At 57.8% G+C, this 24,223-nt stretch carries 28 protein-coding genes and 1 tRNA gene; 14 read left to right on the plus strand and 15 right to left on the minus strand.

Annotation, left to right across the window (positions count from 1 at the left end):
• Positions 1-77: 77 nt before the first annotated feature.
• Together SIB42_RS11990 and SIB42_RS11995 are read right to left on the minus strand one after the other, a co-directional pair.
• Complete coding sequence (locus SIB42_RS11990; protein WP_156485263.1) at positions 78-512, minus strand: hypothetical protein; 435 nt, start codon at positions 510-512, stop codon at positions 78-80.
• Between the two features lie 300 nt (positions 513-812).
• Complete coding sequence (locus SIB42_RS11995) at positions 813-1,388, minus strand: hypothetical protein (protein WP_067097816.1); 576 nt, start codon at positions 1,386-1,388, stop codon at positions 813-815.
• Between the two features lie 103 nt (positions 1,389-1,491).
• Between SIB42_RS11995 and SIB42_RS12000 the strand changes: the two genes are divergently transcribed.
• Together SIB42_RS12000 and SIB42_RS12005 are read left to right on the plus strand one after the other, a co-directional pair.
• Positions 1,492-2,643 (plus strand): histidine kinase, encoded by a 1,152-nt coding sequence (locus SIB42_RS12000; protein ID WP_067097911.1) that lies wholly within the window; start codon positions 1,492-1,494, stop codon positions 2,641-2,643.
• Positions 2,644-2,684: 41 nt separating this feature from the next.
• Positions 2,685-2,757, plus strand: a tRNA-Glu gene (locus SIB42_RS12005).
• Between the two features lie 117 nt (positions 2,758-2,874).
• Here the strand turns inward: SIB42_RS12005 and SIB42_RS12010 are convergent.
• The gene (locus SIB42_RS12010) at positions 2,875-3,402 is read right to left on the minus strand and encodes an SRPBCC family protein (RefSeq protein ID WP_067097813.1); all 528 of its coding nucleotides are present in this window, start codon (positions 3,400-3,402) and stop codon (positions 2,875-2,877) included.
• Positions 3,403-3,561: 159 nt separating this feature from the next.
• Here SIB42_RS12010 and SIB42_RS12015 point away from each other — a divergent pair, with 159 nt between their 5' ends.
• The 7 genes from SIB42_RS12015 to SIB42_RS12045 all read left to right on the plus strand — a co-directional run bounded on the left by SIB42_RS12015 (position 3,562) and on the right by SIB42_RS12045 (position 10,984).
• Positions 3,562-4,863, plus strand: coding sequence for an FAD-binding oxidoreductase (locus tag SIB42_RS12015; protein ID WP_067097810.1), 1,302 nt, complete (start codon positions 3,562-3,564; stop codon positions 4,861-4,863).
• A 153-nt stretch (positions 4,864-5,016) separates the two neighbouring features.
• Entirely contained in the window at positions 5,017-6,540 is a 1,524-nt protein-coding gene (gene zwf, locus SIB42_RS12020) for a glucose-6-phosphate dehydrogenase (protein WP_067097807.1), read from the plus strand.
• A gap of 44 nt (positions 6,541-6,584) precedes the next feature.
• Complete coding sequence (locus SIB42_RS12025; RefSeq protein WP_067097804.1) at positions 6,585-7,868, plus strand: glucose-6-phosphate dehydrogenase assembly protein OpcA; 1,284 nt, start codon at positions 6,585-6,587, stop codon at positions 7,866-7,868.
• Positions 7,869-7,925: 57 nt separating this feature from the next.
• The gene (locus SIB42_RS12030) at positions 7,926-9,320 is read left to right on the plus strand and encodes a cobyrinate a,c-diamide synthase (RefSeq protein WP_067097801.1); all 1,395 of its coding nucleotides are present in this window, start codon (positions 7,926-7,928) and stop codon (positions 9,318-9,320) included.
• Positions 9,269-9,622 carry an acylphosphatase gene (locus SIB42_RS12035; protein WP_067097798.1) on the plus strand — a complete coding sequence of 118 codons (354 nt, stop codon included), beginning with the start codon at positions 9,269-9,271 and terminating at the stop codon, positions 9,620-9,622. Before SIB42_RS12030 ends, SIB42_RS12035 begins: the two co-directional genes overlap by 52 nt.
• A gap of 82 nt (positions 9,623-9,704) precedes the next feature.
• Positions 9,705-10,298, plus strand: coding sequence for a histidine phosphatase family protein (locus SIB42_RS12040; protein WP_067097795.1), 594 nt, complete (start codon positions 9,705-9,707; stop codon positions 10,296-10,298).
• Entirely contained in the window at positions 10,298-10,984 is a 687-nt protein-coding gene (locus SIB42_RS12045; RefSeq protein ID WP_067097792.1) for a GAP family protein, read from the plus strand. The genes SIB42_RS12040 and SIB42_RS12045 overlap by 1 nt, the downstream gene beginning before the upstream one ends.
• A 38-nt stretch (positions 10,985-11,022) precedes the next feature.
• Here SIB42_RS12045 and SIB42_RS12050 read toward each other — a convergent pair whose 3' ends face one another.
• From SIB42_RS12050 to folD, 4 genes are read right to left on the minus strand one after another with little or no spacing between them, the layout of a single operon-like run.
• A complete protein-coding gene (locus SIB42_RS12050) occupies positions 11,023-12,513 on the minus strand; it encodes an ATP-dependent DNA helicase (protein ID WP_067097789.1) in 1,491 nt (496 codons plus the stop codon).
• Positions 12,510-13,016, minus strand: coding sequence for a divergent PAP2 family protein (locus SIB42_RS12055; protein WP_067097787.1), 507 nt, complete (start codon positions 13,014-13,016; stop codon positions 12,510-12,512). Before SIB42_RS12055 ends, SIB42_RS12050 begins: the two co-directional genes overlap by 4 nt.
• Before the next feature lie 2 nt (positions 13,017-13,018).
• On the minus strand, positions 13,019-13,957 hold the full coding sequence (crtE, locus tag SIB42_RS12060) for a geranylgeranyl diphosphate synthase CrtE (RefSeq protein ID WP_067097783.1): 939 nt from the start codon (positions 13,955-13,957) through the stop codon (positions 13,019-13,021).
• 53 nt (positions 13,958-14,010) lie between these two features.
• Positions 14,011-14,892: a bifunctional methylenetetrahydrofolate dehydrogenase/methenyltetrahydrofolate cyclohydrolase FolD gene (folD, locus tag SIB42_RS12065; protein ID WP_067097780.1), complete on the minus strand. Its 882-nt coding sequence runs from the start codon at positions 14,890-14,892 to the stop codon at positions 14,011-14,013.
• A gap of 59 nt (positions 14,893-14,951) precedes the next feature.
• Here folD and SIB42_RS12070 point away from each other — a divergent pair, with 59 nt between their 5' ends.
• The gene (locus SIB42_RS12070; protein ID WP_067097776.1) at positions 14,952-17,066 is read left to right on the plus strand and encodes an HDIG domain-containing metalloprotein; all 2,115 of its coding nucleotides are present in this window, start codon (positions 14,952-14,954) and stop codon (positions 17,064-17,066) included.
• Here the strand turns inward: SIB42_RS12070 and SIB42_RS12075 are convergent.
• From SIB42_RS12075 to SIB42_RS12095, 5 genes are all read right to left on the minus strand, one after another.
• The gene (locus tag SIB42_RS12075) at positions 17,030-17,740 is read right to left on the minus strand and encodes an RluA family pseudouridine synthase (protein WP_231856482.1); all 711 of its coding nucleotides are present in this window, start codon (positions 17,738-17,740) and stop codon (positions 17,030-17,032) included. The genes SIB42_RS12070 and SIB42_RS12075 overlap by 37 nt on opposite strands.
• Positions 17,724-18,125: a hypothetical protein gene (locus tag SIB42_RS12080; RefSeq protein WP_067097773.1), complete on the minus strand. Its 402-nt coding sequence runs from the start codon at positions 18,123-18,125 to the stop codon at positions 17,724-17,726. Before SIB42_RS12080 ends, SIB42_RS12075 begins: the two co-directional genes overlap by 17 nt.
• 65 nt (positions 18,126-18,190) lie before the next feature.
• A complete protein-coding gene (locus SIB42_RS12085; protein WP_231856481.1) occupies positions 18,191-18,769 on the minus strand; it encodes a hypothetical protein in 579 nt (192 codons plus the stop codon).
• 42 nt (positions 18,770-18,811) lie between these two features.
• On the minus strand, positions 18,812-19,111 hold the full coding sequence (locus SIB42_RS12090) for an MTH1187 family thiamine-binding protein (RefSeq protein WP_067097770.1): 300 nt from the start codon (positions 19,109-19,111) through the stop codon (positions 18,812-18,814).
• Between the two features lie 89 nt (positions 19,112-19,200).
• Complete coding sequence (locus SIB42_RS12095) at positions 19,201-19,437, minus strand: hypothetical protein (protein WP_067097767.1); 237 nt, start codon at positions 19,435-19,437, stop codon at positions 19,201-19,203.
• Between the two features lie 85 nt (positions 19,438-19,522).
• On the opposite strand from SIB42_RS12095, the gene SIB42_RS12100 reads away from it, so the two are divergent.
• Both SIB42_RS12100 and SIB42_RS12105 read left to right on the plus strand, forming a co-directional pair.
• Positions 19,523-19,963, plus strand: a complete 441-nt coding sequence (locus SIB42_RS12100; protein WP_067097764.1) for a hypothetical protein — start codon at positions 19,523-19,525, stop codon at positions 19,961-19,963.
• Positions 19,964-20,054: 91 nt separating this feature from the next.
• Positions 20,055-20,261 carry a hypothetical protein gene (locus SIB42_RS12105; protein ID WP_067097761.1) on the plus strand — a complete coding sequence of 69 codons (207 nt, stop codon included), beginning with the start codon at positions 20,055-20,057 and terminating at the stop codon, positions 20,259-20,261.
• Positions 20,262-20,420: 159 nt separating this feature from the next.
• Here SIB42_RS12105 and SIB42_RS12110 read toward each other — a convergent pair whose 3' ends face one another.
• Positions 20,421-20,720 (minus strand): Nif11-like leader peptide family natural product precursor, encoded by a 300-nt coding sequence (locus SIB42_RS12110; RefSeq protein WP_369818473.1) that lies wholly within the window; start codon positions 20,718-20,720, stop codon positions 20,421-20,423.
• Positions 20,721-20,743: 23 nt separating this feature from the next.
• Here SIB42_RS12110 and SIB42_RS12115 point away from each other — a divergent pair, with 23 nt between their 5' ends.
• Together SIB42_RS12115 and SIB42_RS12120 are read left to right on the plus strand one after the other, a co-directional pair.
• A complete protein-coding gene (locus SIB42_RS12115; RefSeq protein WP_067097758.1) occupies positions 20,744-21,220 on the plus strand; it encodes a hypothetical protein in 477 nt (158 codons plus the stop codon).
• A 16-nt stretch (positions 21,221-21,236) separates the two neighbouring features.
• Positions 21,237-21,644 carry a hypothetical protein gene (locus SIB42_RS12120; RefSeq protein ID WP_067097755.1) on the plus strand — a complete coding sequence of 136 codons (408 nt, stop codon included), beginning with the start codon at positions 21,237-21,239 and terminating at the stop codon, positions 21,642-21,644.
• Here SIB42_RS12120 and SIB42_RS12125 read toward each other — a convergent pair.
• Entirely contained in the window at positions 21,634-22,494 is an 861-nt protein-coding gene (locus tag SIB42_RS12125; RefSeq protein WP_067097899.1) for a carbohydrate ABC transporter permease, read from the minus strand. The two genes, SIB42_RS12120 and SIB42_RS12125, sit on opposite strands and share 11 nt — an antisense overlap.
• Before the next feature lie 4 nt (positions 22,495-22,498).
• Entirely contained in the window at positions 22,499-24,121 is a 1,623-nt protein-coding gene (locus SIB42_RS12130; protein WP_067097752.1) for a 2-isopropylmalate synthase, read from the minus strand.
• Between the last annotated feature and the right edge of the window lie 102 nt (positions 24,122-24,223).

A 24,223-nucleotide genomic window follows, 5' to 3' on the forward strand; every position in this document is an offset into this window, starting at 1 on the left:
ATTCGAGACTCAATAAGCTTAATCAAGAGGCCAGACCTACACCAACAATTGCTGGAACAGGCCTGGGCAATCAAATGTCAGCTTCCTGACTGAGACTTCAATAGATTCTCTGCCTTTGTCACCTCTTTCTTGTAATCCTGTGGCAAGTCCTTGCCACAACGGATGCCAACGACTGGCAACAATTGCAACGCCAGACCATTGGCGACCTCCTCTGGAGTCAACGCCTGCCCTTTCTTGACACCCTTAATCTTGGAACCGTTGACTTCTTTGATGTAACTGACCATTGGAACCATGTTGGCCTGCATTGCAGTCACGAATGGAACCTTGCTTTTCGACAAAATGCACATATTGATTGAAGCGATTGAAACCATCCGCTCGATTTCAATCCCCGTGGCCGGGGTTGTTGCTCCAGCTGCCCCTTGAGCGAATGCAATTGAAGTATTGAGAGGAATCGCTGCGAGAAGCAGACCAGTTCGAAACGCCTTCGGAAGACTGGGACGGGGGATACGCACTGACAGACTTAGGGGAGCGGTCCCATGCTGCCTCATATCAGCGAAAAATGGCTAGGAAGCGGTTGCGACAAGATCCATCCCTTACCAGCAGCGGAACTGCTCAGTGTCCGGACAAAGGGGTGCTTCCAGGTTGAGAACAGAACCAGCATTCCTGTCATGACGTTGGTCGGCACTCAGCTCAAACCACTGCCAGACCATCAAGCCAGTCAGGGCTTACAAGGACTTTGATAACGAGACAACAGTACTGATCCAGAAAAACGCACTGCTTGGGACCGACGTAGACAGCGAAGAAAACTCAACTCACTCAGTGTCAATCGGAGCGGAAGCATCTTCAAGACGGGTTTCGTGGTGATGTTCCACGATTTCCAGATCACCTTTCTGCCAGCTGTAGATCGCACGTGATCGGAAACGATCCTGATCGATCAATCGTGTGTATTCCTGCACATCCCAGTCCAGGTAATGCGATTCGAAGACCACTTCATGTTCATCCACCTGACGAATCCGCGTTCGCGACTCGACTTCTTCGAGATAGGCACGACTGCGTAGCAACTGGTGACCCATCAGCGTTGCTTCCATGACGCCTTCACGCTGGTAACGGGGTTTGCGATCGAAGAAATCTGTTTCATGTTCAGGCCACCAGCTCATGCGGTAGTGGGGCTTGCCAACACGTGATTCCGCAAAAATCTCCACCCGGATCATCATGTCCAGGAAAAGAACTTCCTCATTCTTAAAAACGTATTGACGTCGTGAACGCCAAAGGCCGAGATTTCGCGCAAACCAACGCCTGAGATTGCTGTCAAGGTAAACCCGCTGCGAAGCCGGGGACTCACCATCCGGAGGTGGAGCACCACGGCGTTCAACAGGAAGAAGGGCCATGAAAAGTCCTGACTGACAACAGTCTGTTCAAAATCGTCTTAGCGGTTCTGCTGACCTTTGCAAAAACCCATAAGGTAAGGCTCATCTTTTGGAGCAACACTTGGTGGGCGGGATCGATCCCACACCACGTCAGCAGCTGACTCTGCTCCTAGTCGCAGGTCGTCACCATCTCTCCAGCGGTGATCTGCGTTCGCTGATCCAGTTCCTGGAACAGGAGGACTGCGGTTTTGACGTGACACTCCAGGTGGCTGATCCTGTGGAGCACCCAGAGTTGCTGGAACTCCACCGATTGGTGGTGACGCCTGCATTGGTGAAGCTTCAGCCCATGCCAAAGCAGGTTTTTGCGGGTAGCAGCATTTTTCAGCAGCTTCGAGGCTGGGTGCCTCGCTGGCAACAGGATGAAGTCGTGAGCGGACTTGGCCTGAGCCTGAAGCCCACGGAACTCGACGGAAGTCGCACCCAGCGCGAGCTTCAACTCGAGGATCAGCTGTTGGTGCTGCGGCAGGAAAATGAAACCCTGATTGACCGCCTGCAATCTCAGGAGCGTCTTCTGAGGATGGTGGCCCACGAACTTCGCACGCCCCTAACAGCCGCAACACTGGCACTTCAGAGCCAGCAGCTTGGTCAGATTGATCTCAACCGATTCCGCGACGTCTTAAAACGTCGCCTCGATGAAATCGCTTTGCTGTCCAAGGATCTGCTGGAGGTGGGGAGCACACGCTGGGAAGCTCTCTTCAACCCCCAGAGACTTGACCTGGCCAGCATTGCCGCAGAAGCCATCCTTGAACTGGAGAAGCTTTGGCTCGGCCGGGACGTGACCATCAACACCGACATTCCGGCCGATCTGCCACTCGTCTTCGCTGATCAGCGGCGCATGCGTCAGGTGCTGCTCAATCTTCTGGAGAACGCACTCAAATACACCCAGGACGGCGGCACGATTGCACTAGCCATGGTTCATCGCACCAGTCAGTGGGTGCAGGTCAGTATCAGCGACAGCGGTCCTGGCATCCCCGAAGCAGAACAGCAACGCATTTTTTTGGACCGTGTGCGGCTGCCTCAAACCTCTGGAGGAACATCGGGATTTGGAGTTGGACTTTCCGTCTGCCGACGAATCGTTGAGGTGCATGGCGGACGCATTGGAGTTGTCTCAGAACCAGGAAAAGGAGCCTGCTTCACCTTCAATGTCCCTGTCTGGCAAGGACAAGGACAAGAGAAGTTGACCGCTGCCTTGACGGAGGGTCAGTCGGAACCGTAATTTCATTTGGTGCTCGGGAGAACACCTGAGAGCACGGCCTCGCCCCCATCGTCTAGAGGCCTAGGACACCTCCCTTTCACGGAGGCGACAGGGGTTCGAATCCCCTTGGGGGTATTGATTGATTTGCTTCGTGCAGCATCACATCCAGAGAATGGATGTTTTTTTATGACAATTGATCATTGACTGAGGAGCTCATTTAAGAACCCCAAAAGCTCTACTCAAGAGAATCGCTCAGGCCTCAGTGAATCTGCGAATCGTTTCTTTCTCAACCGCAAGGAGATTGTCATTGAGGTCTTGTCGCAAACGCTGTTCAATCAGTGCCACGGGCATGCCCATGCATCCCTGAACGGTGAGTTCGTAAAGAACCAGTGTTTGATCAGGAACAGCCTGCAAACGCCAGGCACCCTCGAAACGCCGAAAATCACCTTTCAGCATTTTGAATTGAAGCAATCCTTCGGGACGATGCTCCGTAAGTTCCAGCTGGACTTCAGCCGAGAATTTCAGGCCTAAAACCAGTTGCTGACTACCAACCTGGGCGAGCGTGACTCGATTACCTGAACGCTCAATCAGCTTGCTACTGCTGAGATTGGGGATGAAATTGCTGAGACCTTCATAGTCAGTGAGCACCTGCCAAAGGTGATCCACTGTTTGATCCGTTCGCAGCTGAACAGCCAGCCGACGAACCCCTTGCGGCAGACGCTCAATGGTCTGCTCAATCGTCTGCTGACGGCCTCTAGTTGCTCGCTGAAGAGTCGTCAAAGAGTCGGCGAAGTTCAACCTGAAGAACTTAACAAGGGAATCCTAAGGGAAGTCAGGCTGAAGACCAGACCGCAATCTGATGTGAAGGTCGGGTCGACTTAAGGCCGACGTTGATGACACGACTATGATCGCGCGATCTTTCAAGGGAACCGAGATTCCATGCGTGTCAGCTCGGCGGGTACCAGCAGCTACAACGAACGGATGTTCACGCTGGTCGTTGTCTGGCTGCAGGCCGGCAAACACATTCGATCGGAAGAACGCATCACCGTTTCCTACGACCGCCTGCAAACCACTGTCCAGACCATCAATGCCAGAGGTGGCCGGATTCAGTCTGTGATTCCAAACAATGAGCCAATCCAGGCTGGTGAGCAGGCTACAAAAGCTACAACCGCTAAGGCTGTTGCTGCCAAGGCTTCTTCCTCGAAGGCTTCTTCCTCGAAGGCTTCCGCCTCAAAGGGTTCTGCCAAAAAGGCTTCCGCAAAGCCTGTATCCAAAGCAGCTGCAGCTAAAGCTTCTACCAAGCCAGAAACCAAAGTGGACGCTTCCAAGGCTCCTGCAAAGCCTGCTCACCAGTCGGTTCCCGTCAATCTCTACAAACCCAAGACCCCATTCGTGGGAACCGTTCTGGACAACTACAGCCTTCTGCAAGATGGGGCTATCGGACGGGTCCAGCACATCACCTTCGACCTCAGTGGTGGTGATCCACTTCTCGAATACGTCGAAGGTCAATCGATCGGCATCATTCCTGAAGGGACCGACGCCAAAGGAAAGCCACACAAGCTGCGTCTTTACTCGATTGCCAGCACGCGCCATGGAGACGACATGGCGGGCAAGACCGTCTCACTCTGCGTGCGCCAGCTCGAATATCAGAACGAGGCAGGAGAAGAGATCAAAGGTGTCTGCTCCACTTATCTCTGCGACATCAACCCTGGAGACAAAGTCAAGATCACAGGCCCAGTTGGCAAAGAGATGCTGCTTCCTGAGGATGAAGAAGCAAATGTGATCATGTTTGCCACCGGCACAGGCATCGCCCCAATGCGCACCTATCTGCGCCGCATGTTTGAAGCCAGCGAACGTGACAAAAACGGTTGGAAGTTCCGTGGGAAGGCATGGCTGTTCATGGGTGCTCCCAAAACTCCAAACCTCCTTTACGACGACGATTTCGAGAAGTATCAGGCTGAATATCCTGACAACTTCCGCTACACGAAAGCGATTAGTCGTGAGCAGAAAAACGCGAAAGGCGGTCGCATGTACATCCAGGACCGTGTCCTTGAGCATGCCGATGAAATCTTCTCAATGATCGAAGATTCCAAGACTCACGTCTATATGTGCGGACTGCGTGGAATGGAACCCGGCATCGATGAAGCCATGACAGCGGCTGCATCTTCCAAGGGCCTGGACTGGTCAGAGTTACGTCCTCAGCTGAAGAAGGCAGACCGATGGCACGTTGAGACTTACTGAGTTTTCTCAGTCAGATTCAAGACAAAAGCCCGCCGCATGGTGGGCTTTTTTTGTTTGGGTTGTCCCGAGACGACGACAAAACGTCGCGGGATGTTCCGGAGCACTGTCAGCGCGGGGATTCCTGGTTAAACCTGCGTCAGAGCTTCCGGTGTCATGAGCGCAACGATGACAAACCCGCTGAGGGTCGGCCTGCGTCAGGAGCGCGTGATCGCTCCCCAATGCCTGGTGATCTTCGGCGCAAGTGGTGACCTCACGCATCGCAAATTGGTGCCGGCCCTGTTCGAGTTGTTTCTACAGCGACGCCTGCCCAGTGAATTTGCAGTGCTGGGATGTGCTCGGCGCCCATGGAGTGATGAGGAATTCCGCCAAAAAATGGCGGAAGCCATGGAGACCTCGGTGAATGAGAACCGTGCTGCCTGGGAGCAGTTTTCGGCAGGAATGTTTTACGAACCGGTGGATCTTCAGCAGCCCGAGGATCTGGTCAAGCTCGGGCTCCGACTGGACGAGATCGACAGGACGCGAGCAACCCGCAGCAACCGTACGTTTTATCTATCGGTTTCACCCAAGTTTTATGGCAGTGGCTGCCGCTCTCTCGCCGACGCCGGCCTGCTGAAGGATCCGCAACGCAGTCGTGTGGTGATCGAAAAGCCCTTTGGCAGGGATTACGGAAGCGCCCAGAACCTCAATCGGGTGGTTCAGAGCTGTGGTCAGGAAAATCAGATCTTCCGCATTGACCACTATCTGGGCAAAGAGACCGTTCAGAACATCATGGTTCTGAGGTTTGCCAACACAATTTTCGAGCCGATCTGGAACAGGAACTACATCTCAAGTGTTCAGATCACAGCCGCGGAAACGGTCGGTGTAGAGGAGCGAGCCGGCTATTACGAAACATCAGGTGCACTCAGGGACATGGTGCAGAACCACCTGACCCAGATGCTGGCAATTACAGCCATGGAAACGCCTGGACGCTTTGACCCGGAAGCAATCCGCAGTGAAAAAGCGAAAGTTTTGCAGGCGGCACGGCTGGCGGACGAAAACGAACCCTGGAACTGCTGCATCCGCGGTCAGTACGGCCCCGGTGGCACCCAGGACTCACCTCTGCCCGGCTATCGCCAGGAGCATGGCGTCGATGCCAACAGCACCACAGAAACCTATGTGGCGATGAAACTGTTTATCGACAACTGGCGTTGGCAGGGCGTGCCCTTCTATGTGCGCACAGGTAAACGACTGCCGAAGCGCCTCAGCGAGGTGGTGCTCACCTTCAGGGAGGCACCGGTGCATCTCTTTGATGCCGCCGGCGGAGGGCCAACCGCTAATCAATTGGTGTTGAGAATTCAGCCGGATGAAGGTGCTGAATTCCGTTTTGAAGTGAAGTCTCCAGGTTCCGGCATGCGCAGCCGACCTGTGGAGATGGAATTTTCCTACGACGAATCATTCGGAGAGCCATCCGATGAGGGCTATGTGCGTCTGCTAGCCGACGCCATGCTCGGCGATCCCACGCTGTTCACTCGCAGTGATGAAGTGGAAGCAGCCTGGCGTCTCTACACCCCTCTTCTGGAGCTGATTGAAGACAGCCCCTGGCAGCTGCCGATTCACCCCTATGAATCAAGAACCTGGGGACCTGCTGCATCCGATGCCCTCCTTGCCCGTGATGGCTTGCTCTGGCGACGTCCATGACCAGATCCGACTGACCACACCTGTCCCAATCAACCGGCTGCACCATGTCCCCCCAGCTCACACTTCAAACCCCTCTCGAACTGCCGCCCTCTGAGGTCCCCGGCTATCTCGAACAACTCTGGTCGCGGGATCAGCCCAACAACCTCGGTGCCCACACGTTCTGCCTGCTAATCTGGCAACCGGCCTGGGTTGAGCAACAGCTGGTGCGCACCGGCCGCCTGGATGGCCCGATCACTGGCGTGCAGAGATCGCAGCTGATTGCAGCAGGACGTCAGTCCGTCGTGGATGGAGATCTGCCCATCAGCACACCACCGCTCACTGAAGCAGTGGCGACGTGCCTCGGCCAGATGGACGGGGGACATACCAGTGAGGATCTGAGAGGCCAGCATGTTGATGCCGCTCTCAGCAATCTGCGCCCGCGGCGCCTGATCACCCTGGCGCCCAGCCTTGATTCCGAACAGCCGCTTGAAACGCTTGTGGCTGCCTACTGTCCGCTTCCGGAAGAAGGCGGTGGAACTGTTGCCTGCGGGGATGTGGTGGTGTTGCGTGGAGGCAAGCCTGCCCTTCAGGAGGGTCTCGCGATCCTCGATCCTCTGTTGCCAGAGGAACTGCCCGCCTGGGTGTGGTGGAACGGAGCCCTTGATGAAGCCCCGGAGCTCCTGCAACAACTTGCCAGCTCACCGCGCCGTCTGATTCTCGATTCCGCCCTGGGAGAACCTGGCTTCTGCCTCAACCTGTTGGCCTCCAGAATCGAAGCGGGGCAGGCAGTCAACGATCTGAATTGGCTGCGCCTTGGCAGCTGGCATCAGACCCTCGCCATGGTCTTCGATCCACCGCATCGCCGCGATGCCCTTGGCCATGTGGTTCAGCTCGACATTGATGTCGAAGGCGACCATCCAGTTCAGGGGCTGCTGCTCGGATCCTGGATCGCCGACCGCCTTGGATGGGAGCTGCAGCACACCCAGCGCAACCCTGACCAGAGCATCAGCGCGAACTTCAAGCGCACTGATGGAGCTGATGTTCAGATGCGCGTGTCGCCAGTGCCGATGGGGCAACCCAGCATTCATCCTGGTCAGATTGTGGGACTGCGCCTGATCTGCAAACCAGACAATCAGCCTCCGATCTGCGTGATTCTCTGCGCTGAGTCCGGGGGCTGCATGCGACTCGAAGCTGGTGGAATGGCCAGCATGGAGTTGATTGAAGAGGTCGTTCCAGTGCAGCATTCCCCAGTCGAGGCGGATGTGTCTCGCCAACTGGAAGGCGGCCATGACTCCACCAACCCTCTGCTGACTAGAGCGGCCCCGCTGGCTGCCAAGCTAATCAGCTAATCCCCCGCTGAGCGGGAGCTCTCCTGTCGCTCCGCTCCAACCCTCTCCGCTCACACCATGGCCTGCGTGATCGCTGCTCCGGCCAGCGGCAGCGGAAAAACCCTGCTCAGCCTCTGCCTGATTGCCTGGGCCCGCCAACTTGGGCACAGAATTCAGCCCTTCAAGGTCGGCCCCGACTATCTCGATCCGCAGCTGCTCTCGTTAGCGGCGAACCAGCCCTGCCGAAACCTTGACCTGCCTCTATGCGGCGAGGAGTGGGTTCAACTCAGCTTCAACGGTTATGGCGGGCGTTGTGACATGGCCCTGGTTGAAGGCGTGATGGGCCTGTTCGATGGCATTGGATCCAGCTCCGAGGGGAGTACTGCCGATGTAGCTGTGAGCCTGGGCCTTCCGGTGGTGCTGATAGTGGATGCTGGAGGTCAGGCCCGATCTCTCGGCGCACTGGTTCGAGGTTTTAGAGATCTTGATCCACGCCTCAATCTTGCTGGCGTTGTGCTGAATCGAGTGAGCAGTCCCAGGCATCGGGAGCTACTTGAGGAGGTGCTCACGGACATCGGTGTGCACTGCCTGGGCTGCCTGCCCGGGGATCCCAACCTGGAGCTAGCAAAACGACATCTCGGTCTTGCTCCCGCCCATGAGCTGAGCTCCCTACAACAGCGACTGGGGCGCTGGGCAGCTCTGGCGGAGCAGCACCTCAACATGGGAGTGTTGGCTCCTCTCCTGAAAGCACCAAGGCCTGGCCCGGACCCGATTCGGCATGTCCTGTCTCCAGCGCTGGAGACATCACAGCAACAATCATTGCCCGTGGCCGTCGCACAGGATGAGGCTTTCCACTTCCGCTACCCCGAGATGCAGGAGTGCCTGGAGCTTCTGGGGATGCCAGTGCTGCCCTGGAGTCCCTTAAGCGATACGACTCCACCAGCAGAAGCGACCGGCCTAATCCTGCCCGGGGGATTTCCAGAGCTGCATGCAGACCAGCTGAGTGAATGCAAAACAACCTTCTCAGCCCTGCACGCATGGATTCGCGACAAGCCGATCTACGCCGAATGCGGAGGGATGCTGCTGCTAGGTCGAGGCCTGGCCGATCCGGACGGAACACTGCATGCGATGGCTGGTCTCCTGCCGTTTGAAGCCAAACGAGGACGGCTGCAGGTGGGCTACCGACAGCTGGAGGCTCGAACCGACAGCCTGCTGCTGCGTCAGGGTGAAAGGCTTAGAGGCCATGAATTCCATCGCTGGCAACTGTGCCGTGAATCGGATGAAAGCGTTGGCAGCTTTGGGCCGCTGTGGCAGGTTGAAGGTTGGAAAGTTGAGCGAAGAGCTGAGGGATGGAACCTGCCCAATCTCCACGCAAGCTGGGTCCACCTCCACTGGGGCGGATCCTCGACGATCCCCTGCAGATGGCGCGCCGCGCTCGGCTTCGCAGCGAAGCGGAACGTCGCCGCTTTGTGACCCGCCACACCCGGCAGAGATCGGCCACTCTTCAGGAACGCTGGCGTTTTCTGGTGGAAGGAACCGTTCAAGGTGTTGGTTTTCGGCAGGCCTGTCGTCGACGGGCTCTTGAACTGGGCCTCAGCGGCTGGGTCCGCAACCTGGATGACGGCAGAGTGGAAGTGCAAGCCGAAGGTGATCAGCTCCCCCTCAACGAGCTGAGGCTTTGGTGTGAACAGGGTCCCAGCGAAGCGAGGGTTCGTCTTGTTCGGCCCTGCCAGATGCCGATCACCGGTGCCGACTGGTTCGAGATCCGCCACTGAGAACCTTTTGGCAAGAGGTTGCTTGCGAAGCCAAATCAACTCCTGATGGTCACAATCTCAGCAGAGACGGCTGTTTCCGGCCATGAGCAATCAACGCCAGCTCTGGCTACTTCGCCATGGAGCCACCGAGTGGGCTCGCACCGGACGTCACACAGGCAACACCGACATCCCTCTACTGCCAGAGGGAGAGGAGGAAGCCCGGCAACTGGCTCCTGTCTTAAGCCAACAGCATTTCGCGGCTGTCTTCAGCTCACCTCTTCAACGTGCTCGGCGAACCTGCGAACTGGCAGGGCTAGGCGCAAGCATGACCGTGATGAAGGAGTTGCTGGAATGGAATTACGGAGATTACGAAGGAATCACCACCTCTGACATTCAGCGCAAGGTGCCGGCGTGGAATGTGTTCACCCATGGCTGTCCGAATGGTGAAGACGCTGAAGCCGTGCAAGAACGCTGTGAAACCGCGATACGGCTTGCCATGGAATCGCCCGGAGATGGAGACGTTGCACTATTTGCCCATGGACATCTTCTACGGGCCTTGACCGGGACCTGGCTTGGCCTGGGAGCCGTGGGCGGCAAGCTGCTGATGTTGAGCACCGGAAGTCTCTGTCTGCTCGGTTTCGAGCATGGAAATCATGCGATCGTGCGCTGGAATGCGCCCGCTGACGGCCGGTTCTGATGAGCGACACAACCCTCTGGGCGGAACTGCTGGCCTATGGCACCGGCATTGGGCTGTCGCCGATTCATATCGCCGTTCTCTTGCTGCTACTCCTGGGCCCGAATCCCATCAAACGAGGCGGATGGTTCGTCGCAAGCTGGGTGATCACCACACTTCTTGCCGCCACGCTTCTGGTCACTGTCGGCCATTCCCTTGTGCTGGATATGAGTCATGGCTCCCATCACCGCACGGGCCTGGATCTGCTGGCAGGCGGAGCGCTGGTCGCCATCGGCGGACGGGAACTGATCAAATCCTTCACCGAAGGTTCGGAGCCGCCGGTCTGGACCAAAGGCATCGACCGTTTCCTGGCCATGCCGCTGCCGCTCCTGTTGTTGCTGGGTTCCGTCGGCGAAATCATTAGCCCCGACGACATCGTGCTGTTCGCCAAGTCAGCTGGAGTGGTTCTGTCCGCGCAGTTGCCCACCTGGCAGGAAGCAGTCGGTCTGATTGCTTTCACAATCGGAGCCAGCCTGTTTCTGCTCACTCCTTTGGTTGCCGTTGTGATCGGCCGCGACAAGGTCGTTCCACTTCTCGAGAAAGGGAAAGAGCTGCTGTTTGCCAGGGGAAGTCTTGTGGTTGGTGGGGTCAGCCTGGGGCTGGGGATCTACCTGGGATGGCAGGGCATAAGCGGACTAACAGCGATCTAATCCGCATCGCGAGCCTTTAAAAGGGTGGCCATCACCGATTAGCCAATCCCGCGTAAAGCCTTGCTCCAGGTGGCTGCATTGCGTTGGCTATCACCCACTAGGTACACCCCATGCCTGGCACGACTGACTGCCACATAAGCCAGCTGTTGATGGAACACCTGCCTCTCTGGTGCAAGACGTTCAAGGCTGCGAGGGAACACATCATCAGCAACAAAAACCTCACCAAAGCTGCTGCCCTGACTTCGATGCACCGTGAGCACTGCAGCAGGTCCAAGTGATGCAAAAGCATCCCTCACCAGGAAGTAACGGCGCCAAAGCGATCGCCCGCCACGTTTCCCGGCGTTCCTGGCTTCCTGAGCCAGACGCCTCAGCAGTGCATCCAGTTGCTCCCTCGCCTGACTGCCGATAGGAGGCTGAAGGCGCAGCTTGAGCTCAAGCTCGCCACTGCGAACCTTCGCATTGAGGGTCTCAATCACGGGCACGCCCAGTCCGGCCAACGACAGCTGCGCTTCACCAGCGACACCGAACTCCGCCAGATCGCAGCGTTCCGGAGACACGTCTTCAACCACGAGTTCTCGGTTGGAACCCAACACCAGATCGGGTTCCTCACCGGTCTCCCCTCCGTCACTGGAGGCCGGTGCCATCACCGCAGTGCGCGTGATCAACACCTCGCCTGGCAGCACAGCCATCTGATCAGCCATCTCTCCATGAATGGCCCTGCGGGCATGGGGCACCAACGCTTCCAGGCGGCGATTGGTGTAGCAGAGGATTCTCGCCGCATCGGGGTTATCGCAGGCCGCAGCACGGCGCAGACCCTCCTGAGCACGCGATAACCAGTCACCTCGACTCAGCACTCCCACCTGACCGAGATCCGAGCGAACAGGAGGCAACAGCGGTGGTACTTCGCAGGGCAAGCGACCATCGCGCAGACAACTGGCCAGTTGCAGGACAGGGCCCTGGTGACGAACAACCTCACGCAAGCAGGCGGAAACAGCACGATTCATGCCAAATACCGGGCTTTCGCTTTCACCCACTGGTGGCAACTGGGCTGGATCACCCACAAACACCAGTCGCGTTTTAAAAGGGTGGGCACACTGCAAGGCAATGGAAAGCAGGGAGCTGTCGACCATCGAGGCCTCATCGACCAGCACCAGTCCGAGATGCTCCAACGCTCCGGCCGTTTGTTCAGTGGATTCGCACAGCTCCCGATCACCCTGTCGCTTGAGCTTCAGACGCAACAAGCGATGAATGGTGGAGGGGTACCAAGTGGGCTGAAGGCCTTCGAGGTTGAGTGCCTGACGTAAAACCCCGACAGCCTTGTGGGTTGGAGCCACAACGGTCCAGCAGAGACCGCTGCTTTCCACTTGCCGCAGCAGGCGCATCGACAGGAAGGTCTTGCCACTGCCAGCAAAGCCACTGAGGACGAAGGGAAGACCAGCGTCCTGCTGTTGCAGCCAGTCGGAGAAAGCCTCTGCGGCCTGGTGTTGATCCTCGGTGAGGCTCAATTCAGCGTGAGGGAATGACGTCAACCCAGAGCGTTGGTGATCAGTTGCGTCAATTGAAGCGGCGATCCCAGAAAATTGAGGCCAAGCAAGGCAATCATCGGGCCGAGCAGGCTCCCAACCAGCACTTCCTTTCGGGAATGTCCAAGTCGTTCTTTGAGTGGTTTCTCAAAGGGTGTCTGCCAGAGAGATTCCGGTAGAGCATTGAGCCTTTCAGCGGTGAAACCGGCGGCACGCCTCACACCACTGGCGTCGTACATCACCACGAACGCCACAGTGGCGGCCAGGGCAAAAACGGATGATGCGAATCCCTCTTGCCAACCCACCGCCGCGGCCGTTCCGCTCACCAGTGCTGCATGGCTCGATGGCATACCACCGGTTTCAATCAGCACCGCAGGCCTCCAGCGGCGAAAGACGATGAGTTCAATCACCAACTTCGACAGCTGAGCCAGACCACAAGCTGCAAGACCCCAGGCCAGGACTCCATTATCAAGAATCTGCAGGGGGATACTGAGAGAGACGTCGTCCATCGTCAACGGTCCCGACTGGCCACGTAATCGGCCAAAGCCAGCAGAGGTTGAGCCTTATTTTTCCAGGGCTCCAGGGCAGCTTTAGCTTCTCCCACCAACTCGAGGGCGCGGGTTCTCGAAGGCTCCAGACCGATCAGCTTGGGATAAGTGGTCTTGTCTGCTAGAAGGTCCTTGCCCGCCGTCTTGCCCAGCACCTCACTGCTGGCAGTGACATCAAGAATGTCGTCCACAATCTGGAACGCAAGGCCGATGCCATTGGCATAGGTGCGCATGGCCTGAACTTGGGCATCACTGGCACCACCGATCAAGGCACCGGTCACCACGCAGGCCCTCAGCAAAGCAGCGGTCTTGTGCAGATGGATGTATTCCAACGTCTCCAGGTCGACCTGTTTGCCTTCGCATTCGAGATCAACCACCTGTCCCCCTACCAGACCAGGCGCTCCGGAGACCATGGCAAGTTCTCCTACCACCTTCACCAACCTCTCGGCAGGCACATCGGCACTGCGCACCGACACCATCTCAAAAGCACGACTGAGCAGCGCATCTCCGGCGAGGATCGCCATGGCATCGCCGTACACCTTGTGATTCGTCGGCCGACCTCGCCTGAGGTCGTCGTTGTCCATCGCCGGCAGATCGTCATGGATCAACGACATGGTGTGAATCATTTCGACCGCGACGGCCGTGGGCATGGCCTTTGAGGAATCTCCACCCACCAGCTCACAGGCCGCAAGACACAAAATCGGTCGTAATCGCTTTCCCCCCGCCAGCAGGGAGTAGCGCATCGCTTCCCTAAGAGATTCTGGCCGCTCAGGCCCCATCGAGGCGTCCAAAGCAGCTTCGACGCGCTCGCGAGACTGATTCAGATAAGCCTTGAAATCAAAGCTCTGCTGGGGCTCACCCGGCGGCGGAACGCCTTCAGGGCTAGTCGCCGTGGCGGTCATGGGGAGCGCAACGCTGGGCGAATTCTGTCAGGCCGGCGGGCACGCAAGCACCATCAGATGATCAAGTCAGCCAGATCGTGATCGACCCCGTGGCGACGGCACCAGGCCACAACAGTGTTAACCAGAAGCATCGTGACGGTCATGGGACCAACGCCTCCGGGCACGGGCGAAAGCGCGGCAGCAATGGGCTCCAACTCTGCTGCGATTACATCTCCACAGAGTCCGCCCTCAGGACGCCGATGGATCCCAACATCCACCACGACCGTGCCTGGGCTCACATGCTCTGCTCCAAGCATTTCCGGACGACCGGCCGCCACCACGAGAATCTCTGCCTGACGCGTCAGAGCAGCAAGATCTCTCGTTCGTGAGTGGGCAATGGTCACCGTTGCGTTCGCGGCCTGCAGCATCAGAGCCATGGGCTGCCCCACCAAAATGCTGCGGCCGACCACCACGGCACGACGGCCCGCAGGATCGATATCCGCACTGCGCAGCATCGCCATCACACCGGCAGGAGTACAGCTCCGGGGGCCCTGTTCGCCCTTGAGCAACCGGCCAAGATTCAGCGTATGCAGACCATCGGCATCCTTTTCAGGATCAATCGCAGCCAACAACGGTATTTCATCCAATCCCTGCGGGAGCGGAAGCTGCAACAGGATCCCGTCCACCCTGTGATCAGCATTTAATGCACGGATCGCCTGCAACACCTGATCAGGCGAGGCATCTGCTGGAAGGTGAGACCCATAGCTCTCAACACCGACACGGGCACAGGCCTTTTCCTTGTTGGCCACGTAGACCGCACTGGCAGGATCATCACCCACTCGCAAAACAGCCAAGCCCGGCGGGCGACCGGCAATCTGGATTGCAGATTGGACCTGAGACTGCAGCCGCAGCTCGAGTGTCTTGGCCAGGACCTTGCCATCCAACCTGAGGGCCATTGCCATCTGATGTATGTGAATCCAGCATGCCGCTCCGGCAGAGCTAGCGTTTGTGCTGAATGCTCCCGGCTGACTTGCGTTCGCATCGCCTTGCACGTCTCTGGAGGTCCTGGCTCAGGAGCGAATCACCTCGCCGCCCGGTGCTGCGCTGGAACAGGTTGCAGAAAGCCACGCTGCTGATCCTCTGTGTTCTGGTGGCGCTGGTGTCCAGCTGGCCCTGGCTGGTGGAACCCGACCTGCGACCAGGCCTGGCCGCTCCCTTTGATGCAGAGGCCCCCAAGGACGCCAGGGTTGTGGACAGCGAAGCCCTGGAGCAGAGGCGCTCAAGCCTGGGATCCAGCACCTTCGTGCAGGTTCTGGACCCTCAGGAAAACGAGCAGATCCGCATGAGGCTGGAGCGACACCTCAGCGAATTGGAACGGGTCGCGAACAGCATCGATGCCGAGCGAATCGGACCTGTGAACCTGTCTCTCAACGAGCAGCAATGGCTGGAGAAACGAACCCAGGATGAGCGTCGGGATTGGGATATGGCTCTTCGCCGAGCGCTCGACAGGATGCTCAGTCAGGGGCTTGTCAACACCCTGGCACTGGAACAGCTCCAACGGGCCAGCGATCTGCAGCTCGAAGACCTCAATCAAGGCACGCCAGCGGGCCGCAGTCTGGGCAGCAAGGTGCTGACCACAACGCTTCAGGGCGCCAGCAACCTTCAGACCGATCCACTGCGAAGCCAGAGACTGATCGAGGAGCTGATCACCCAACAAGGAATCCCCACCATTGAAGTCAATCGCGGCGATCTGATCACCCGCAAGGGCGAGTCGATCAGCTCACAGGCCTACGACGTTCTCGATTTCTTCGGAATGGTGAATCGCCGGCCGAAGCTGGGGATCTGGTTCACCCGTTTCACAGAAGCACTGGCCAGCTGTGGGGTTCTGCTGCTGGTCATGCGCCGCGAACGTCCCTGCCTGGAGGCACCCCATGGCCTGCTGGCCTTGGGTCTGTTGCTGCTGGGTCAGGCCTGCAAACTCTGGTTTGGTGCTTCGGTGAGCCCCCTGGCAGTGATCGTGCCGCCCACCCTTCTCCTGGCTCAGGGCCTTGGCACAACCAGTGCATTGGCCTGGATGGCTGTGGCCAGTCTTCTCTGGCCAACCCCAGTGACTGGCCTGGGGGAAGGGCGCCTGCTGATTGCCGCTGCCACAGCCACCGTCGCTGCATTGCAAGCAGGTCGCTTGCGCAGCAGAGCACAGTTGCTGCAACTTGCCGTCTTGCTGCCGCTGGGTGCATGGCTGGCCGAACTGGTGTTGATGAACCGAGAGGGCCAACCGCTTGCTGGGTCATGGATCCGCTTGCCATCCGATGCCGGGGAACTCGCCTCGGAAGCCTTGCTGCTTGGGCTGGCAATGATGCTGGCGATCCTGGTCATTCCTCTGCTGGAAAGCTCCTTCGGGTTGCTGACAAGAGCACGCTTGATGGAACTTGCTGATCAGGAACGCCCGTTGCTGCGGCGGCTGTCTTCAGAAGCCCCAGGCACCTTTGAGCACACCTTAATGATCTGCGGCCTGGCCGAGGAGGGTGCGCGCTCGATCGGCGCCGATATCGACCTGATCAGGACAGGATCTCTTTATCACGATGTGGGCAAGCTTCATGCTCCCAACTGGTTCATCGAAAATCAAACCAGTGGAGAAAACCCACATACTCGGCTCAACGACCCTTTGGCCAGTGCAGGAGTCCTCCAGGCCCATGTGGATGAGGGGTTGAAACTGGCACGACGACATCGGCTTCCTCGCCCGATTGCAGACTTCATTCCTGAGCATCAGGGCACCTTGCGAATGGGTTATTTCCTGCATCAGGCCCGGCAGCAGAATCCCGACATCTCCGAGAAACGCTTCCGCTATCACGGACCGACGCCGCGCTCTAAGGAGACCGGAATCATGATGCTGGCGGACGGCTGCGAGGCTGCATTGCGGTCACTGCCGCCGGACACGAGTGATCAGGAAGCTCGTGACACGGTCAAGCGGATTGTTGAGGCGCGCATCAGCGACGGACAACTCAGTCAGAGCAGCCTCAGTCGGGCCGAACTGGAACTGGTGATGCATTCGTTCGTCCGTGTGTGGCGAAGAATGCGTCATCGCCGCATTCCCTATCCCATTCCCGCAAAGCGCAGCTTCTCCGCTTGAGCCCATTCAGCCTGAGCCCAGTTCGGGAGTGCAGAACGCACACGCACCCGTCGCTGGTCATAAGGGTCCTGAAAACTCAGCGCGTAAGCATGCAGATGCATCGGCCCCTGAAGGTCGGAAGCGGTATAGATGCGATCAGCGCGGATAGGAGCCCCCACAGCAGCCAAATGCGCCCGCAACTGATGGGATCGGCCAGTCAGAGGGCGCAACCACAAACGTGTGCAATCGGTTGACTGCGTCCACTTGCGCCAAAGCGTGCAACAGGGCTTGCCCTCCGGATGCGGACCATACAAAGGCGGCTGGCGCTGCAGCCTGGCCAGGGGCAGATGAATGCTTCCCCGTCGTCCCAACAACGGGCTGACCACATCAGCGAGATAAAGCTTGTGAACTCTGCGGGCAGCAAACAGAGCACTGAGCGATCGCAGGCTGCCCTGATTTCTGGCCACAAGAACGAGTCCAGAGGTCTCCCGGTCGAGACGATGCACCAAGCGAAGCTCAGGGCAATCGTCCTGGAGTCTCGTGATCAAGGAATCACGTTGATGAGACCCCAGACCGGGCTGACTCAGCAGGCCGGCTGGCTTATCGACCACCAGATATTGAGGGTGCTCGAGCAAGAGAGCAAAGCCCGCGAGCTGAGGAACAGCTGCTGCCAAGGCTTCAAAGCCTGACGCCACGTCGATGGGCAGGGCGGCACCAATAGATCAGCGCCAGCACATTGATCAACCCGAGCACGACAGGACCCAATCCCATGGTCTGCGGCTCAAGCCCCAGGACCAGGCGAACAAGGCCATAGGGTATGGCCCCGGCAAGACTCATGGACAGGGCCACGATGGCCAGAATCACACCCCAGCGTCGCTGCGCCAGCAAGCCTGCTGAGGCCACGATGCCCACGATCGCAGCCGGCCAAGCCAGTGAGAAGGCGAGGCTGATGTTGGTGATAGCAATGCCGGAAGAGGATCCTTCTCGAAATGCCAGCAGACCGATCACAGGCAGAGCGATCAGGTTGGCCACCAGGCCGAGCCAGGTCATCAACCAATAGCCGTTGAGCCGCGGACCCATGGAGAGATGCCACACATCTGCACACCGTAATGTCCGTGCCCTATCCACCTAAACCAGTTCACTGCTCAGGGAGGAGAACCAAGAACATCAAGCGGTTGAGCAACCTTGCGATGACTCAGACGGTCAGCACAGAAACTGCGAAATAGGGCTTCTACCTCATCGGGGGGCATCCCTTGCACAAGCCGTGCCTCGATTTCATCCCGACGCTGCGACTGGTGATAGAGACGCAGCTCCTGGAAGGTTGTTTGGGATTGAGATTCGATGCGCGCGAGGGCATTGCCGACCTGGTGATCCGCGAGCAAAGGCCCGCCATGACAGTGCTGCATCACATGGGCCGACTCGTGGGCAAGAACGACCCAAACCTGCCTTGGATCGTCCTCGATGTTGTTGGCACATATCAGCAGGGCATTTCGGGGCGCATGAAAGGCACCCAGAAGGGCGGACGGACAATCTTTGGCCACAAGGGTGTGGGTTCCTGCCCGGCGGATCAGAGCGGCGTAGCTTCCGATGCGATCCCAGGTCTCAGCCTTTGACGATCCGGCGAAGAACGGAGCAAACAGAGTGAGGGCAAGCGCAGCGAAAGCACGCACTCGAGCCGACGGAGCCAGACCCAGCAAACCAACGTCTCCAGCTTCTGGTCTCATTCAAGACACACTGGATCAAATTGGCATCCCTTCTGCCTGAATTCAGGGCATCAGGCGATTCACACTGCCCACTTTGTCGCGAAATGACTGAACGCGATCAATCCGTGTATTGACGCGAAGCGTGGAGTGAATCCGCTGCACGCCCTCTTGATGCAAGCGCGCATGACAGGCCTTCACGCAAGTGAAGACGTCATCCCACTCTCCTTCGATGGCCGTGCCGTCGGGGCCGAGCTGATGCTCAAGCCCGGAAGCCTTGATCACCTCTTGACACAGAGCAATCGAAGGCCCTAGCGACACGCCGACCCCAAGCGGAACCAAACAAAGATCAACGCTTACCCGCATGAGTCAAACAGCCAGCTTCAGTCATGGTTGATCGAGATCAGGCCAGAGTGCAAACGCTGACAACCCTCTCAAAGCACCGAGGCTCCGCTTCACGATTCCAAAAGGCAGGCAATGGGGTAGCCAAGGGTGCGCCATTCCCCGCAACGGGTTTGCACCTCTAAAGCGATTCCTCGCTGAACCACCGACATCGAACGCCCCTGCCCAGCACACCAGCGACTGGCTGCCGCTTCCGCAGCAGCAATGGATTCATAGGGAGCGTCTAAAACCGGATGCGGCTGCCCGTCCAATGCCACAAGCCTGTAGAGAGGGCAGCCGAGCTCAGGCATCTGTCCACTTTTGCATCTGTCTACAGTGTTCCACGCCGTCGAGCGACGCGCCATCACGAAGTGTTTGCCCAGCCCTCCTTGCGCGATGCCAAGTCAAGCTCTCACTGACGCTTATGCAGAACTTCTGAGTCGCGCTCCTGCACCTCTGTTCGCCCGAGCAAGACAGCTCTATCTCAACAAATACTGCCTGGATGGGCGGAACAGCCAGAGTCCTTTGCGCCTTTTCGTGGTGCAAGAGACCCTCGATGAACGGGTGGAAGACGATGAGGAGGCAGGCCCTCTCGGCAGGGTTGTCACCCTTCAATCCAGCTCGACGCAGCTGGCGATCGTTCACTGGCAGCAGGACGAGCCCCCAGAGCAAACACTGATTGAGACCTACCTTCAGCAGAGCTGGCAACTCCAGCCCTCTCAGCTCTCTCCAGTTGAAGAACGCTGGTTCCGCAACGGTGGATATCAACTACGGATGACCTTGCAGGAACCACTGACATGGGTCCGGAGCAGCCGATATCAAGACACCGACCCTTAGTCCCGCAAAGGAAAACCCACGAAAAGCTGAAGTCACCGTCACCAGCTGCACAAAGCTGGCTAGGCAGAGTTCAGGACTCGCAGAGATTTTGATGAGATCATCACTCCTTGAGCGGTATGTTCTGCGCTATGCGAGCACGGGTCATTACCTGCGGGTCAACGACGAAAGCCAGGAAATTGAACGCAGCTCCAGCCCGGATTCAGCTTGGGAATTTCATACTCATGAAGGAGCCGTCACGCACGCACTCTGGATTGGAGAAGTGTTTGGTCAGACGCCCGACGTTGTGAAAATGATCTAAATGTGACTGAAAATAAGATCGAGACAAGATACGGCGACCTCACTCAGTCCGTCGCCTGAATGACTTATTCTAGACCAATTCAAGTGTCTTCAACACCGCGATTCAGAACAGCACGCATATATTTTGTGGGCAAAAATGAGACCGCAATCTTCTCTTCAGTCAACCCTGGATAAAATGCCTGAGGCGCCTTGACTCATCAGCCATACGCCTTTGCAGCTCCGCAGAGGGTGCAGCGGAATCTTCTCTTAACTGAGCGTTGATCACATCATCTTCGGTAATTGAAAGGCCGCGCTCACGGCCGAGCTCGATCAAGGTTTCAACAGACACTGGCTCTGAGAGGCGCTGCGCCAGCTCCTGCTCCTCAAGGCGTTGCTGGAGAAGGGTATCGAGATCCTGAAGAGACATGAACAGCAGCGTGCAGTGATCACAATCCCATTCCACCAGACCATTGCTAGACATCGCGAAGGACTTTTTTAAAGACCATGAGGACCATTCGTTTCACGATTGCTCTGCTCGGCCTCAGTGTTGGCCTGATCAGCCTTGAAGCCGGCTTATCAGCGGCACAGGCTGGTTGCAACTTCCTCCCCCCTGTCGGAGGCAATGGCAGCAGCAACATCGTTAAAAAACGGGTCAGCAGAGAGAAGCTGATCGGCCGCACCAACTGGAACACTGACTTTGCCGTCAATGCTCCTTACAGCAGCTTCAAGCTTTTCTTCACAGCCGACTCCACAGCCAGCGGAACTTATCCCGTGGAAGCATTCCTGAAATTCACTGACGGCAGCAATCTGCGCGTGGTGAAGGAATCCATGACTCCACCAATCGGCACAGGCAAGCAGTTCGGACCATTCACAGTTCCCCAGGGCAAACAGGTCAACCAGGTGAACTTCAAGATCGGTGCAGGCAGCGATCCCAACTCAACGGGATTCAGCTACCGCATTTCCGTTCAGGGCTGCAACTGAGCCATCCCAAAGAGCAATGCGCGATCGACTCTGGATCATCATCCCCGCAGCTGGATTTCCATTCCTGCTGGTGCTGTTCATTGTTCTCTGGCAGTCTCTGCAAAAACAAAATCGCACCGTTCAGGATCTGGTGAAGCAGCTCGAGGAAATCGAACGTTTCGAGCTGCGTGACAGAGAAGGAAACCGCGAGCTGATTGAACAGCAGCTTGGTGTTCTGCAGACTCGACAACAAACGCTGCAGAGACAGATCAGAAATCTGGAGAGCTGGCAGCGTGCTTCCGGTGATCGGGAGCGGGCCCTCTGGAACAGGCTCCAGGCACCGTTCCCAGCCAATCCGGATGTCGACCTTCCAGACAACCGGGACATTGAGCGAACAGCACCACCCGAACAGCCCTCATCGCAACAGCGAAGCATCAGCCCTTGACGGCATCACCGCTGGCGCTGGGGAGAATGAAGCGCTGCAAAAGGATGAACAGCAGCAGCACGGGAAGGATTGAAACCACGGATCCTGCGGCCACAATTCTCCAATCAAGGGAAAAACTGCTGGCCAGCTGCTGCAGACCCAGCGGCAGCGTGAACAGCTGAGGATCATCGAGGATCACAAGTGGCCAGAGGAAATCGCTCCAGGTTCCGATGAACACAAACATGGCCAGGGTGATCAGATCAGCTCGCGCAGCTGGGATCATCACGTTCCACCACTCGCCGAGCTTGCCGCAGCCATCCATGCGGGCAGCTTCCTCCAGCTCAGCTGGAACCCCGAGAAAGCTCTGACGAAGCAGATACAAGCCGAAAGCGGTTGCGGCCTGAGGAATCACGAGAGCCATCAGGGTGTTGCGCAAACCCAGCTGCACCATCAGCAGATAAAGGGGGATCATCACCACCTGAAACGGGATCAGGATGGTGGCGACAACCAGCCCCAGAACCAATCCACGCCCTGTGAAGCGCATGCGCGCTAGGGGATAAGCAGCCAGGGAGCAAAACAGCAGATTGGCCACCACAGCCAACAGGCTGACCACGGTGCTGTTTAAGAGATAACGCCCAAGAGGGTTGTCTCGAAACAGCCTTCCATAGGCGTCAAGACTGGGTTGCGAGGGCAGCAGGGCAGGGGGGCTGGTGAAAATATCCTCCGCAGGACCCTTCAGTGACGTGCTGACCAACCACAGAAGGGGCACGAGCACTAACAGTGCCAGCAGAATCAGCATCAGAAGCTGGAGCAAAGCCCCGGCACGAAGCCCAGCTTTGCTAGCTGGGTCTCGAGTGACGGAGGACTGCATCAGATCAGAGGGTGGGGCGGGCATCCAGAGGTGCGGTGTCCCTCTGGGGATGCAAGGCCGGTTGTGCAGACCCAGCAACCAGACGATTCAGAGCATTAACGAAGGCCTGAGCCGCAGCCACAACCACGTCCGTATCAGCGGAATGGCCTGAATACAACTCACCATCGCGGCGCAGCCTGATGGTCACCTCACCGATGGCATCAATGCCTTCGGTCACAGATTTCACGGAGAACTCCACCAGTTCGTTGGGCACACCGGCCAGACCGTTGAGTGCTTGACACACCGCATCGACTGGACCGGTGCCGATGGATGCCATGGTCTGTTCCTTGCCATCCTCATCCGCCAAGGTGACCGTGGCGGTAGGGCTGAGACTGCTGCCGCAACTCACCTGCACCAGCTTCAGCTGATAGCGAGCCTCCGGCTGCTGAACCTGCTCACTGACAATGGCTTCGAGGTCGCGATCGGTGATTTCGCGCTTGCGATCGGCAAGGTCCTTGAAACGAGCGAAGGCATCATCGAGATCCTCACGGCTGAGGTCGTAGCCCAACTCTTCCAGACGCGCTCGAACCGCACTGCGACCACTGAGCTTGCCAAGGGAAATGCGGTTATCACTGAGCCCGACCGTGCGAGCGTCGACAATTTCGTAAGTCAGCCGGTTCTTGAGAACACCGTCCTGGTGGATCCCCGATTCATGGGCAAAAGCATTCGCGCCCACGATCGCCTTATTGGGCTGCACCACCATGCCGGTGAGATTGGAAACCAGACGTGAGGTTTTGGTGATCTCCTCAGTGCGCACCGCCGTGAGTGGAGTCGGCGAGTCTGCATCTCGGCCAAAGAAGGGATTGAAATAACGGCGGCGCACATGCAACGCCATGACCAGTTCCTCAAGAGCAGCATTACCGGCTCGCTCACCAATGCCATTAATCGTGCATTCCAGCTGTCGCGCACCGTTCTTGACAGCCTCCAGAAAATTGGCGACGGCAAGACCAAGATCGTTGTGTCCATGAACGGACAACACCGCCTCGCCCATGTTGGGAACATGGCGATCAATGCCCGAGATCAGCTCTCCGAACTCGGTTGGAGTGGTGTAACCGACCGTATCAGGAATATTGATGGTGGTGGCGCCGGCAGCGATCGCTGCCTCAATGACTTCGTAAAGGAATTCAGGGTCACTGCGTCCTGCGTCTTCGCAGGAGAACTCAACGTCATCGACCAGGGAATGGGCGTAAGCCACCATGTCCGGGACGATGGCCAGCACCTCCTTGCGACTTTTGCGCAGCTTGTGCTCAAGGTGAATATCGCTGGTTGCAATAAACGTATGAATACGTCTCCGTGGTGCCGGAGCCACCGCTTCCGCGCAGGCCTTGATGTCGCCTTTCGACGCCCGCGACAGCCCGCAGATCACTGGCCCGTGTTCTCCACCGACCTGCTGGGCAATGCGCTGGACAGCTGCGAAGTCCCCAGGGCTCGCAAAGGGAAAACCCGCTTCAATCACATCGACGCCCAGTCTTGCCAGCTGCTGCGCGATCGCCAGTTTCTCCTCCAGGTTGAGACTGGCTCCCGGTGATTGTTCACCATCCCTGAGGGTGGTGTCGAAGATCAAAACGCGGCCTGGGTCGTGGGCCATGGCAAAAGCCTCGACGCGATTTAGTCGGAATGACTATGGGTAAACCCACTCTAAGCGAGTCAACCAGTGGCAATCTTGTAGAACCCGCCCGGAATCCCGGTA

This window comes from Synechococcus sp. MIT S9508, assembly GCF_047303045.1.
Classification (GTDB): domain Bacteria; phylum Cyanobacteriota; class Cyanobacteriia; order PCC-6307; family Cyanobiaceae; genus Synechococcus_C.